4 protein-coding genes, 2 tRNA genes, 5 rRNA genes and 1 pseudogene are annotated in these 13,931 nt (G+C 40.5%); 10 read left to right on the plus strand and 2 right to left on the minus strand.

Features of this window, described 5'->3' with window-relative positions; all coding sequences use genetic code 11:
- A 23S ribosomal RNA gene (locus BST93_RS14305) occupies positions 1-1,452 on the plus strand; the annotation flags it as partial.
- Between the two features lie 79 nt (positions 1,453-1,531).
- Positions 1,532-1,639, plus strand: a 5S ribosomal RNA gene (gene rrf, locus BST93_RS06915).
- A gap of 131 nt (positions 1,640-1,770) precedes the next feature.
- Here the strand turns inward: rrf (BST93_RS06915) and BST93_RS06920 are convergent.
- Positions 1,771-2,322: pseudogene (locus BST93_RS06920) on the minus strand (PLP-dependent aminotransferase family protein); the annotation flags it as partial.
- Between the two features lie 449 nt (positions 2,323-2,771).
- Between BST93_RS06920 and BST93_RS06925 the strand changes: the two are divergent.
- From BST93_RS06925 to rrf (BST93_RS06945), 5 genes are all read left to right on the plus strand, one after another.
- Positions 2,772-4,297: ribosomal RNA gene (locus BST93_RS06925) — 16S ribosomal RNA — on the plus strand.
- A gap of 116 nt (positions 4,298-4,413) precedes the next feature.
- Positions 4,414-4,487: transfer RNA gene (locus BST93_RS06930), tRNA-Ile, on the plus strand.
- A 133-nt stretch (positions 4,488-4,620) separates the two neighbouring features.
- Positions 4,621-4,694: transfer RNA gene (locus BST93_RS06935), tRNA-Ala, on the plus strand.
- 140 nt (positions 4,695-4,834) lie between these two features.
- A 23S ribosomal RNA gene (locus BST93_RS06940) occupies positions 4,835-7,646 on the plus strand.
- Between the two features lie 80 nt (positions 7,647-7,726).
- Positions 7,727-7,834: ribosomal RNA gene (gene rrf / locus BST93_RS06945) — 5S ribosomal RNA — on the plus strand.
- 131 nt (positions 7,835-7,965) lie between these two features.
- Here rrf (BST93_RS06945) and glyA read toward each other — a convergent pair.
- Positions 7,966-9,243 (minus strand): serine hydroxymethyltransferase, encoded by a 1,278-nt coding sequence (gene glyA, locus BST93_RS06950; RefSeq protein ID WP_105018586.1) that lies wholly within the window; start codon positions 9,241-9,243, stop codon positions 7,966-7,968.
- A 98-nt stretch (positions 9,244-9,341) separates the two neighbouring features.
- Between glyA and fahA the strand changes: the two genes are divergently transcribed.
- The 3 genes from fahA to guaA all read left to right on the plus strand — a co-directional run bounded on the left by fahA (position 9,342) and on the right by guaA (position 13,931).
- Complete coding sequence (fahA, locus tag BST93_RS06955) at positions 9,342-10,637, plus strand: fumarylacetoacetase (RefSeq protein ID WP_105018587.1); 1,296 nt, start codon at positions 9,342-9,344, stop codon at positions 10,635-10,637.
- Positions 10,638-10,705: 68 nt separating this feature from the next.
- On the plus strand, positions 10,706-12,313 hold the full coding sequence (gene bshC / locus BST93_RS06960) for a bacillithiol biosynthesis cysteine-adding enzyme BshC (protein WP_105018588.1): 1,608 nt from the start codon (positions 10,706-10,708) through the stop codon (positions 12,311-12,313).
- A gap of 82 nt (positions 12,314-12,395) precedes the next feature.
- Positions 12,396-13,931 carry a glutamine-hydrolyzing GMP synthase gene (gene guaA / locus BST93_RS06965; protein WP_105018589.1) on the plus strand — a complete coding sequence of 512 codons (1,536 nt, stop codon included), beginning with the start codon at positions 12,396-12,398 and terminating at the stop codon, positions 13,929-13,931.

Genomic DNA, 13,931 nt, shown 5'->3' on the forward strand with positions numbered 1-13,931 from the left:
GCTAACGCGTACCCGAACGGGGAAGTGGATGGATAACAGGTTAATATTCCTGTACCTGCTCACAATAAAAGTGACGGAGGTGTGAATTTGGTGCGTACTGACGGAAATGTACGTTGAACCAACTGTTAAGGTTGGGATAGTACCACAAGGCTACGGCTACGTGGATAATCCAGAGGAGCAACTTCCAAGAAAAGCAAGTGAAGCAGCCGTACCGTAAACCGACACAGGTGGTTGGGATGAGAATTCTAAGGTGCTCGAGTGATTCATGGCTAAGGAACTAGGCAAAATAGACCTGTAACTTCGGGAGAAAGGTCCCCTATTTAATAGGGCGCAGTGAAAAGATCCAAGCGACTGTTTATCAAAAACACAGGGCTCTGCAAAATCGAAAGATGAAGTATAGGGCCTGACACCTGCCCGGTGCTGGAAGGTTAAGAGGAGGGTTTAGCTTCGGCGAAGATCTGAATTGAAGCCCCAGTAAACGGCGGCCGTAACTATAACGGTCCTAAGGTAGCGAAATTCCTTGTCGGGTAAGTTCCGACCTGCACGAATGGTGTAACGATTTGGATACTGTCTCAGCCATGAGCTCGGTGAAATTGTAGTATCGGTGAAGATGCCGATTACCCGCTACGGGACGAAAAGACCCCGTGCACCTTTACTATAGCTTAGTATTGATTTTGGATAAGTAATGTGTAGGATAGGTGGGAGACTATGAAGTGACGTCGCCAGGCGTTGTGGAGTCATTGTTGAAATACCACCCTTTGCTTATTTGAAATCTAACCCAGAAATGGGGACATTGCTTGGTGGGTAGTTTGACTGGGGTGGTCGCCTCCAAAAGAGTAACGGAGGCTTCTAAAGGTTTCCTCAGCACGCTTGGTAACCGTGCGTAGAGTGCAATGGCATAAGGAAGCTTGACTGAGAGACATACAGGTCGATCAGGTTGGAAACAAGAGCATAGTGATCCGGTGGTTCCGCATGGAAGGGCCATCGCTCAAAGGATAAAAGGTACGCCGGGGATAACAGGCTGATCTCCCCCAAGAGCTCACATCGACGGGGGGGTTTGGCACCTCGATGTCGGCTCGTCACATCCTGGGGCTGGAGAAGGTCCCAAGGGTTGGGCTGTTCGCCCATTAAAGTGGCACGCGAGCTGGGTTCAGAACGTCGTGAGACAGTTCGGTCTCTATCTGTAGTGGGCGCTAGAAATTTGAGTGAATCTGACTTTAGTACGAGAGGACCGAGTTGGACTGACCGCTGGTCTACCAGTTGTTCCGCCAGGGGCATTGCTGGGTAGCTACGTCGGGAAGGGATAAGCGCTGAAAGCATATAAGCGCGAAACCCATCACAAGATGAGATTTCTTTAAAGGGTCGTGGGAGACTACCACGTTGATAGGTCATAGGTGTAAAGGCAGTAATGTCATAGCCGAGTGATACTAATTACCCGTAAGCTTAGATACCTCTATCTACTTGTATTGATTTTGAATTTTTCAAAATGTCAACATATACAGTTGGATTATTTTAATTTAACTGAAACCTTTAAGGTGGTTATAGCAATGGGGCTCACCTCTTACCATTCCGAACAGAGAAGTTAAGCCCATTAGCGCAGATGGTACTGCATTTGTGGGAGAGTATGTCGCCGCCTTCTTTTAAAACCCTTATCAATTTGATAAGGGTTTTTTGTTGTGCTAAACTTTCTCTAATTAGAAATAAATTAAATAAAAGGCTGTTATTAAATAAATAATAACAGCCTTTTATTGTATTCTATTAATATGTTCTTTAGAGTTGAAATAAAGAATATGTGCTCATCATCAAATTGATTTGTTCTTTTATAGATTTTAATTTACTCTCATCGTCTTTATTTGTGATTGCGTCACTTATATATTGAGATATTAGACTCATTTGATATTCTTTCAATCCTCTTGTTGTTACAGCTGCAGTTCCTATGCGTATACCACTTGTTATAAACGGTGACTGGTCGTCAAACGGCACCATATTTTTATTTACGGTTATATCTATCTTACCAAGAAGCTCTTCTGCGTCTTTACCCGTAATGCCTTTGTTTCTTAAATCGATTAACATCATATGGTTATCTGTACCATCAGAAATAATATTAAACCCTTTATCGATTAAGGCACTTGCGAGTGTTTGTGTATTTTTCTTTACTTGAACCATGTAATGAAGAAAATCATCAGAGAGTGCCTCTTTAAATGCCACTGCTTTAGCAGCGATTATATGCTCTAAAGGACCTCCTTGATTACCAGGAAATACAGCACTGTTTAACAATGATGACATCTTTTTCAATTTACCGCTCTTCAAACGTTGATCAAATTTCTATTTACGACTAGACAACGGATTATATATTGTGATTAAAAAAGTTTTGATTTTTTCATTTTGTAAGTAATTGATTCGAAGGTGTTTGAGGACGGGTTGTGATTTTTTTCAAATTTTTTGTCGTAAAAGTTTGTTTGGTAAGAAAAAGTGTGTGTATATTTGCACCCGCTTTGGGAAACAATGATGTTTACATAAAGCGATAGTTCTTCAAAAAGGTTGGAAATATTTGTAGCGGATTGTGAGGATTTCGCATCAAATTTTCGGTCTAGATATTTTGAAGTAGTTCATTGAAAATAATGATTGACAGCACAGCGATACTGTTTTTGTATTGATTAATACAAAGGCAAGTATTGGTAAGAAAATAAAAATAGACACATGTACGCTAATTGAGGGTTCTTAAAAGAGGTTTTTGGAGTTATTCTAATAAATGATCTTTAAAAGATTCTACGATGAAGAGTTTGATCCTGGCTCAGGATGAACGCTAGCGGCAGGCCTAACACATGCAAGTCGAGGGGCAGCATAGATAGCTTGCTATCTGATGGCGACCGGCGCACGGGTGCGTAACGCGTATACAACCTACCTATTACTGAGGGATAGCCCGAAGAAATTTGGATTAATACCTCATAGTATTATAAGATGGCATCATTTAATAATTAAAGGTTACGGTAATAGATGGGTATGCGTCCTATTAGCTAGATGGTGAGGTAACGGCTCACCATGGCAACGATAGGTAGGGGTCCTGAGAGGGAGATCCCCCACACTGGTACTGAGACACGGACCAGACTCCTACGGGAGGCAGCAGTGAGGAATATTGGACAATGGAGGCAACTCTGATCCAGCCATGCCGCGTGTAGGAAGACGGCCCTATGGGTTGTAAACTACTTTTGTACGGGAAGAAATACAGTCACGTGTGATTGTTTGACGGTACCGTAAGAATAAGCACCGGCTAACTCCGTGCCAGCAGCCGCGGTAATACGGAGGGTGCAAGCGTTATCCGGAATCATTGGGTTTAAAGGGTCCGTAGGCGGGTAATTAAGTCAGTGGTGAAATGCAGGGGCTCAACTCCGGCACTGCCATTGATACTGGTTATCTTGAATTATTGTGAAGTGGTTAGAATATGTAGTGTAGCGGTGAAATGCTTAGATATTACATAGAATACCGATTGCGAAGGCAGATCACTAACAATATATTGACGCTGATGGACGAAAGCGTGGGGAGCGAACAGGATTAGATACCCTGGTAGTCCACGCCGTAAACGATGGTTACTAGCTGTTTGGATCGATTGAGATCTGAGTGGCCAAGCGAAAGTGATAAGTAACCCACCTGGGGAGTACGTTCGCAAGAATGAAACTCAAAGGAATTGACGGGGGCCCGCACAAGCGGTGGAGCATGTGGTTTAATTCGATGATACGCGAGGAACCTTACCAGGGCTTAAATGCAGTATGACAGATTTGGAAACAGATTTTTCTTCGGACATATTGCAAGGTGCTGCATGGTTGTCGTCAGCTCGTGCCGTGAGGTGTCAGGTTAAGTCCTATAACGAGCGCAACCCCTATTTCTAGTTGCCAGCACATAATGGTGGGGACTCTAGAGAGACTGCCGGTGCAAACCGTGAGGAAGGTGGGGATGACGTCAAATCATCACGGCCCTTACGTCCTGGGCTACACACGTGCTACAATGGTAGGGACAGAGAGCAGCCACTTCGCGAGAAGGAGCGAATCTACAAACCCTATCTCAGTTCGGATCGCAGTCTGCAACTCGACTGCGTGAAGCTGGAATCGCTAGTAATCGCATATCAGCCATGATGCGGTGAATACGTTCCCGGGCCTTGTACACACCGCCCGTCAAGCCATGGAAGCTGGGGGTGCCTGAAGTCGGTGACCGAAAGGAGCTGCCTAGGGTAAAACTAGTAACTGGGGCTAAGTCGTAACAAGGTAGCCGTACCGGAAGGTGCGGCTGGAACACCTCCTTTCTGGAGTTCCTGAAATAATGGAACGAAACAAGGGATAGTTTCAAGACCTTTAACACTCAATTAGTGTGTGTTTATTTTAAAAAGCAAGTCAATCAAGAAATAGTCGCAAGACACTCAGTCTCATAGCTCAGCTGGTTAGAGCGCTACACTGATAATGTAGAGGTCGGCAGTTCGAGTCTGCCTGAGACTACGATGTCTTAGGTAGTTATTGAGTAGATAATTATAGCTAAGAGATAAAGTTCATTTATAGAATTTTAATGGAAATTCTAGAGGTTGAGGATTCTAAATTCGATATTCTAAATTCAGTATTTAGGATTCGTCATGGGGAATTAGCTCAGCTGGCTAGAGCGCCTGCCTTGCACGCAGGAGGTCATCGGTTCGACTCCGATATTCTCCACGAATGATTAGTAGAGATTAATCATTAAACGTTCATTGACATTTTGAAAAGATCAAAACGAGCATTAGTTCTAATATTAATTAGGATTAATACAAGATAGAAAAAATAATATTACTATATATCGTTGTATAGTAATAGGTATCATAAGCAAATAAGGGCGTATGGGGGATGCCTAGGCTCTCAGAGGCGATGAAGGACGTGATAAGCTGCGATAAGCTGCGGGGATTGGCACATACGATGTGATCCGCAGATTTCCGAATGGGGCAACCCGGCATGTTGAAGACATGTCACCAGTAATGGAGCAAACCCGGTGAACTGAAACATCTAAGTAGCCGGAGGAAGAGAAAACAATAGTGATTCCGTCAGTAGTGGCGAGCGAACGCGGAAAAGCCCAAACCAATTAGGTTACGGCCTAATTGGGGTTGTAGGACTACAATATTTGATGCTAAAAGAATAAGAATCCTTTGGAAAGAGGAGCCAAAGAAGGTGATAGCCCTGTATTGGTAATTTTAGTTATTGATAGTAGTATCCTGAGTAGTGCGGGGCACGGGAAACCCTGTATGAATCTAGCGGGACCATCCGCTAAGGCTAAATACTCCTGAGAGACCGATAGTGAACCAGTACCGTGAGGGAAAGGTGAAAAGAACCCTGAATAAGGGAGTGAAAAAGAACCTGAAACCATACGCTTACAAGCGGTCGGAGCCTTCGGGTGACGGCGTGCCTTTTGCATAATGAGCCTACGAGTTACCGTTGCTAGCAAGGTTAAGTGTTTCAGACACGGAGCCGTAGCGAAAGCGAGTCTGAATAGGGCGCTATAGTTAGTAGTGGTAGACGCGAAACCGTGTGATCTACCCATGGGCAGGGTGAAGCTGTGGTAACACACAGTGGAGGCCCGAACCGGTTGACGTTGAAAAGTCTTCGGATGACCTGTGGGTAGGGGTGAAAGGCCAATCAAACTCGGAAATAGCTCGTACTCTCCGAAATGCATTTAGGTGCAGCGTTGATTTAGTTTTATAGAGGTAGAGCTACTGATTGGATGCGGGGGCTTCACCGCCTACCAATTCCTGACAAACTCCGAATGCTATAAAATGATGATCAGCAGTGAGGGCATGGGTGCTAAGGTCCATGTCCGAAAGGGAAAGAACCCAGACCATCAGCTAAGGTCCCCAAATGTATGTTAAGTTGAAAAAACGAGGTTGTACTGCTTAGACAGCTAGGATGTTGGCTTGGAAGCAGCCATTCATTTAAAGAGTGCGTAACAGCTCACTAGTCGAGCGGTACGGCATGGATGATAATCGGGCATAAACATACTACCGAAGCTATGGACTCCATTGAGAGTGGTAGGAGAGCATTCTAATTGTGTTGAAGGTGAACTGTGAGGTTTGCTGGAACGATTAGAAACGAAAATGTAGGCATAAGTAACGATAAAGGGGCGAGAAACCCCCTCACCGAAAGACCAAGGTTTCCTCAGCTATGCTAATCAGCTGAGGGTTAGTCGGGTCCTAACGCGTACCCGAACGGGGAAGTGGATGGATAACAGGTTAATATTCCTGTACCTGCTCACAATAAAAGTGACGGAGGTGTGAATTTGGTGCGTACTGACGGAAATGTACGTTGAACCAACTGTTAAGGTTGGGATAGTACCACAAGGCTACGGCTACGTGGATAATCCAGAGGAGCAACTTCCAAGAAAAGCAAGTGAAGCAGCCCGTACCGTAAACCGACACAGGTGGTTGGGATGAGAATTCTAAGGTGCTCGAGTGATTCATGGCTAAGGAACTAGGCAAAATAGACCTGTAACTTCGGGAGAAAGGTCCCCTATTTAATAGGGCGCAGTGAAAAGATCCAAGCGACTGTTTATCAAAAACACAGGGCTCTGCAAAATCGAAAGATGAAGTATAGGGCCTGACACCTGCCCGGTGCTGGAAGGTTAAGAGGAGGGTTTAGCTTCGGCGAAGATCTGAATTGAAGCCCCAGTAAACGGCGGCCGTAACTATAACGGTCCTAAGGTAGCGAAATTCCTTGTCGGGTAAGTTCCGACCTGCACGAATGGTGTAACGATTTGGATACTGTCTCAGCCATGAGCTCGGTGAAATTGTAGTATCGGTGAAGATGCCGATTACCCGCTACGGGACGAAAAGACCCCGTGCACCTTTACTATAGCTTAGTATTGATTTTGGATAAGTAATGTGTAGGATAGGTGGGAGACTATGAAGTGACGTCGCCAGGCGTTGTGGAGTCATTGTTGAAATACCACCCTTTGCTTATTTGAAATCTAACCCAGAAATGGGGACATTGCTTGGTGGGTAGTTTGACTGGGGTGGTCGCCTCCAAAAGAGTAACGGAGGCTTCTAAAGGTTTCCTCAGCACGCTTGGTAACCGTGCGTAGAGTGCAATGGCATAAGGAAGCTTGACTGAGAGACATACAGGTCGATCAGGTTGGAAACAAGAGCATAGTGATCCGGTGGTTCCGCATGGAAGGGCCATCGCTCAAAGGATAAAAGGTACGCCGGGGATAACAGGCTGATCTCCCCCAAGAGCTCACATCGACGGGGGGTTTGGCACCTCGATGTCGGCTCGTCACATCCTGGGGCTGGAGAAGGTCCCAAGGGTTGGGCTGTTCGCCCATTAAAGTGGCACGCGAGCTGGGTTCAGAACGTCGTGAGACAGTTCGGTCTCTATCTGTAGTGGGCGCTAGAAATTTGAGTGAATCTGACTTTAGTACGAGAGGACCGAGTTGGACTGACCGCTGGTCTACCAGTTGTTCCGCCAGGGGCATTGCTGGGTAGCTACGTCGGGAAGGGATAAGCGCTGAAAGCATATAAGCGCGAAACCCATCACAAGATGAGATTTCTTTAAAGGGTCGTGGGAGACTACCACGTTGATAGGTCATAGGTGTAAAGGCAGTAATGTCATAGCCGAGTGATACTAATTACCCGTAAGCTTAGATACCTCTATCTACTTGTATTGATTTTGAACTTTTCAAAATGTCAACATATACAGTTGGATTATTTTAATTTAACTGAAACCTTTAAGGTGGTTATAGCAATGGGGCTCACCTCTTACCATTCCGAACAGAGAAGTTAAGCCCATTAGCGCAGATGGTACTGCATTTGTGGGAGAGTATGTCGCCGCCTTCTTTTAAAACCCTTATCAATTTGATAAGGGTTTTTTGTTGTGCTAAACTTTCTCTAATTAGAAATAAATTAAATAAAAGGCTGTTATTAAATAAATAATAACAGCCTTTTATTGTATTCTATTAATATGTTCTTTAGAGTTGAAATAAAGAATATGTGCTCATCATCAAATTGATTTGTTCTTTTATAGATTTTAATTTACTCTCATCGTCTTTATTTGTGATTGCGTCACTTATATATTGAGATATTAGACTCATTTGATCTTCTTTCAATCCTCTTGTTGTTACAGCTGCAGTTCCTATGCGTATACCACTTGTTATAAACGGTGACTGGTCGTCAAACGGCACCATATTCTTATTTACGGTTATATCTATCTTACCAAGAAGCTCTTCTGCATCTTTACCCGTAATGCCTTTGTTTCTTAAATCGATTAACATCATATGGTTATCTGTACCATTAGAAATAATATTAAACCCTTTATCGATTAAGGCACTTGCAAGTGTTTGTGCATTTTTCTTTACTTGAACCATGTAATGAAGAAAATCATCAGAGAGTGCCTCTTTAAATGCCACGGCTTTAGCAGCGATTATATGCTCTAAAGGACCTCCTTGATTACCAGGAAATACAGCACTGTTCAACAATGATGACATCTTTTTCAATTTACCGCTCTTCAAACGTTGATCAAATGGGTTATCAAAATCCTTACCCATAATAATAATTCCTCCGCGAGGACCTCTTAATGTCTTGTGTGTAGTAGACGTACAGATGTGAGCGTATAAGACCGCATCATTTAGAATACCTTTGGCAATTAGTCCAGCGGGATGTGCAATATCTGCTAGTAGTATAGCTCCAATTTTATCTGCGATTTCTCTAAATCTTTTGTAGTCAATATCTCTACTATAGGCGCTAGCACCAGCTATTATAAGTTTAGGTTTTTCAGCTTCTGCTATTTTCTCGATGTTATCGTAGTCAAGTAAACCAGATTCCTTATTAACACCATAGAATGATGTTTGATAAAGTTTTCCAGAAAAGTTCACAGGTGAACCATGTGTTAAATGACCACCATGAGCTAAGTCAAATCCTAGTATTTTTTCACCAGGAGAGAGGCAAGCATGAAATACAGCTGTGTTAGCTTGGCTACCAGAATGAGGTTGAACATTTACATATTCTGCATTAAATAATTCTTTAGCTCTTTCTATGGCTAGATTTTCGATTTCATCCACAATTTCACAACCACCGTAGTATCTCTTGCCAGGATAGCCTTCTGCATATTTATTAGTTAAAATAGAACCTGCTGCAGCTAGAACGTCTGGGCTTACATAGTTTTCACTAGCAATTAATTCTATACCATTTGTTTGACGGATTCTTTCCTGTTCAATCAAATTGAAAATTTCCTTATCTCTGTGTGCCATATTATATTAATTATTTGACAAAAATACATGTTGCTATATATAATCTATACTTAAATTATATATTTGATTAGTACTTTTCAACAACAATAACTTACGGTATGCCAAATAAAACTAACGACCCGAATAGAAAATCATGGATCGGCTATAATCAAGATACTCATTTTCCTATACAAAATATTCCATTTGGAGTTTTTTTGACTAGAGATAATGTAATTACAATAGGTACAAGGATTGGAGATTATGCCATAGATCTAGGTGCCTTGCAAGAAATGAATTACTTCTCAATGATCCCGTTGACTGATGACATGTTCATGCAGGATACTCTTAACGATTTTATTTCGGATGGTAAAAAAACATGGAGACTAGTTCGTAATAGAATTGGCGATATTTTTGATAAAAACAATCCAGAATTAAGGGACAATAAAGAACATAGAGATAGAGTAATCTTCGCTATGGACGAAGTTGAAATGCAATTGCCAGTTTCAATAGGTGATTATACTGATTTTTATAGTAGTAAAGAACATGCAACCAATGTTGGAACCATGTTTAGAGATCCTGAAAATGCTCTTTTACCTAATTGGTTGCATATGCCAGTAGCATATCATGGGCGTAGTAGTACAATTATCCCATCTGGTATCAATATTCATAGACCACAAGGACAAACTATGCCAGCAGGTTCTGATGCACCTGTATTTGGTCCTTCTAAATTAGTAGATTTTGAATTAGAAATGGCATTTATAACTACTGATGCCAATAATCTAGGACATCCCATTCCAGTAAATGAAGCAGAGGATTACATTTTTGGTATGGTTTTATTTAATGACTGGAGCGCAAGAGATATCCAGAAATGGGAATATGTTCCCTTAGGTCCATTTCTTGCTAAAAATTTTGCTAGTAGTATTTCTCCATGGATTGTTACCTTAGATGCTTTGGAACCTTATAGGGTAGAAAGTCCTAAAAGGGAGAAACCTGTGTTAGATTACCTTAATAGTAAAGGGAAAAAAAGTTTTGATATTCATTTAGAAGTGGATATAACCCCAGAAGATGGAAAACCAACAACAGTTTGTAAATCCAATTTTAAGTACATGTATTGGAATATTTCACAACAACTAGCACACCATACCATTAATGGTTGTAGTGTGAATAGCGGTGATCTAATGGGTAGTGGAACTATTTCTGGACCTACGCCAGATAGTTATGGTAGTATGTTGGAATTGAGCTGGCGAGGTGAGAAACCGGTTAAACTTAACGATGGTACAGAACGTAAGTTTATTCAAGACAACGATACGGTTACATTGCGTGGTTATTGTAATAATGGTCCTTTTAGAATAGGTTTTGGCGAAGTAACAAATAAGCTTTTACCAATCTACGAACCTAAAACAAAGAATAAATAATATTACGCTTTCGCGAAAGCGTATCAATTCCAATTTGTTCTGCAATTTAAAGAACTATAGTAAGATTAATGGACGACTGTCATATTTCATATCAAGATCTAAGATATTTTTCTAATTTAATGAAGGATTATTTAGATGAAAAACCTGATGTTAAATCTTTATACCATAGATTTCCAAATATTAAAAATTTTGAAAATCAAATAGAAGAAAAGTCCATAGAATGGTCTTCAAAATCACTAGAGCGACAAAATTTGGTAAAAGTCCTAAGAGATCAATACAATGGTTTGGAAGATGTTGATAAAGTTCTATATAATATTGATTTACTCGAAAAAGAAAACACATTCACAATAACTACTGGACATCAATTAAATCTTTTTACGGGTCCTTTATATTTTTTCTATAAAATCATAGACACCATAAACCTAACCAACAAACTAAGGTCATTTTATCCCAAGTATAATTTTGTACCTGTATACTGGATGGCTAGTGAGGATCATGACTTTGAAGAAATTCAATACTTTAACTATGCAGGGAAAAAAATTGTTTACGAAACAGATCAAACAGGGGCAGTAGGTAGATTTGAAAACCGTGAATTAAATAAGGTTTATAAAGTTCTTGAATTGTCTTTGGGTAAAAGTGATTACGCTCAGGAATTATTACAAACATTTGAAAAAGCCTATTTAAAAACCAGTTCGTTATCTGAAGCCACTAGGGTACTAGTTCATCAATTTTTTAAAGATGATGGGTTACTTATTCTAGACGCTGACGATACAACGCTAAAAAGAACAATGTTTCCTTTTTTTAAACAGGAATTTACAGATCAAAAATCTTATAATCAGGTGAACAATACTCTTGCTAGTTGGCCTGAAAAATATAAGGTTCAAGTAAACCCTAGAGAGAACAATTTGTTTTATCTAAAGGATAATTTAAGGTCTAGAATAATTTCTCATGAAAATAACACCTATTCGATTGACGGTACAGATTTAAAATTTGACAAGAAGGAAATTTTGGAAGACCTAAATAAACACCCAGAAAGATTTTCACCTAATGTTATATTGAGACCTCTTTATCAAGAAGTTATATTACCTAATTTGTGTTATATAGGTGGTGGTGGTGAAATGGCTTACTGGTTGCAATTAAAGCAAATGTTCGATAGTTATAACGTGACGTTTCCAATATTACTTCTTAGAAACAGTGTGTTGATTGCAACTGAAAAGCAGCTTAGAAAATTAACAGCCCTCAAATTGTCTGTGCAAGAATTGTTTTTACATCCGGACGAGCTCAAAGAAAAGGTTACCAATTTGCATAGTGAGATTGAAATAGATTTTTCTAATCAGAAGAGTCATCTTAAAAAGCAATTTCAGGATTTGTATGAAATAGCGACAAAAACAGATCACTCATTTTATGGAGCAGTGGCAGCACAAGAGCGTAAACAGATAAAAGGTCTTGAAAATTTAGAAAAGAGACTCCTTACAGCTCAAAAACGTAAATTAAAGGATGTGAATGAAAGAGCACTGAAGTTGCAAGAACAGTTATTTCCTAATGGTAATTTACAAGAGAGAGTTCTTAATTTTTCATCCTTTTATGAAAAATACGGTTCTCAATGGCTGGAAAAACTGAAGAGTAATTTAAATCCATTTGATTTAAGGTTTACGGTGATTGAATTACCTGATTGATAAGATATAGTTGTTAACAAAACCTGATGACAATTATTTAAAAGCCTGATGGCTTTTTTCTAGCAAAAGGGTAAATTTGCCCATGCAACATGACAAGGTACTTATAATCGATTTTGGCTCGCAGTATACTCAGCTTATTGCTCGCCGTGTTAGAGAACTCAATATCTATTCTGAAATTCATCCCTATCATCACTTGCCTGATGATATCGATGGATTTAAAGCCGTAATACTTTCTGGTAGTCCAATGTCTGTAAGGTCTGATCAGGCATTTCACATAGATCTAGATTCTATACGTGGTAAAAAGCCACTTTTAGGTGTTTGTTATGGAGCACAGTACCTTGCACATTTCCATGGAGGTGAAGTAGGAGCTAGTAGCACAAGAGAATATGGACGAGCTAATTTGAATTACGTTCACCCAGATGAGCCTTTTTTCAAAGGAATAAACAAAGGCAGTCAGGTCTGGATGAGTCACAGTGATACAATTAAAAAACTTCCCACAGGCGGAACACTTTTAGCTTCTACAAATGATGTAGAGAATGCCGCATACAAAATAGAAGGAGAAAAAACCTATGCTATTCAATTTCATCCAGAAGTTTATCATAGTACAGATGGTAAGTTACTTCTGCAAAACTTTTTGATAGACATAGCCGAAGTAAAACCAGACTGGACGCCTAATGCTTTTGTTGAAGAAACAGTTGCCCATCTTAAAGAGAAAATAGGTGATGATAAAGTGGTATTAGGATTGTCTGGTGGAGTAGATAGCAGTGTGGCTGCCATGTTACTGCACAAAGCGATAGGAAATAACCTGTATTGTATTTTCGTAAACAACGGCCTACTTCGTAAGAATGAATTTAGTCAAGTACTTCATCAATATGAAGGAATGGGACTTAATGTTAAAGGAGTAGATGCTTCGGCACGATTTATGGAAGCACTTGCTGGTGAAAGCGATCCAGAGAAAAAACGTAAGGCAATAGGGCGTGTGTTTATAGAAGTATTTGATGATGAAGCTACTTCTATCAAAGACGTTACTTACCTGGCACAAGGAACGATTTATCCTGATGTGATAGAAAGTGTAAGTGCTACTGGTGGACCTAGTGCCACGATTAAATCTCATCACAATGTAGGAGGATTGCCAGATTTTATGAAATTAAAAGTGGTAGAACCTCTTAAGGCATTGTTTAAGGATGAAGTTCGTAGAGTAGGAGCAAGTATGGGAATGGCACCAGAATTATTGGGTCGTCATCCTTTTCCAGGTCCAGGATTAGCTATTCGTATTCTAGGTGATATCACACCAGAAAAAGTCGCTATACTGCAAGAGGTAGATGCTGTTTTTATTGAGAATCTTAAAAAATGGAATCTTTATGATAAAGTATGGCAGGCAGGAGCAATCTTACTTCCTGTAAATTCTGTAGGAGTGATGGGTGATGAACGCACTTATGAAAAATGTGTAGCTTTAAGAGCTGTAGAAAGTACAGATGGTATGACCGCCGATTGGGTGAATTTACCTTATGAATTTTTACAAGCTACCAGTAATGAGATAATAAATAAAGTAAAGGGCGTTAATAGAGTAGTGTATGACATTAGTTCAAAACCGCCAGCAACAATAGAGTGGGAATAA

The organism is Nonlabens tegetincola (assembly GCF_002954355.1).
GTDB classification, from domain to species: Bacteria; Bacteroidota; Bacteroidia; order Flavobacteriales; family Flavobacteriaceae; genus Nonlabens; species Nonlabens tegetincola.

Excerpts from the sequence above, each read along its gene's own strand:
- glyA (WP_105018586.1), bottom strand. The coding sequence starts at position 9,243 with ATGGCACACAGAGATAAGGAAATTTTCAATTTGATTGAACAGGAAAGA.
- fahA (WP_105018587.1), top strand. The coding sequence starts at position 9,342 with ATGCCAAATAAAACTAACGACCCGAATAGAAAATCATGGATCGGCTAT.
- bshC (WP_105018588.1), top strand. The coding sequence starts at position 10,706 with ATGGACGACTGTCATATTTCATATCAAGATCTAAGATATTTTTCTAAT.
- guaA (WP_105018589.1), top strand. The coding sequence starts at position 12,396 with ATGCAACATGACAAGGTACTTATAATCGATTTTGGCTCGCAGTATACT.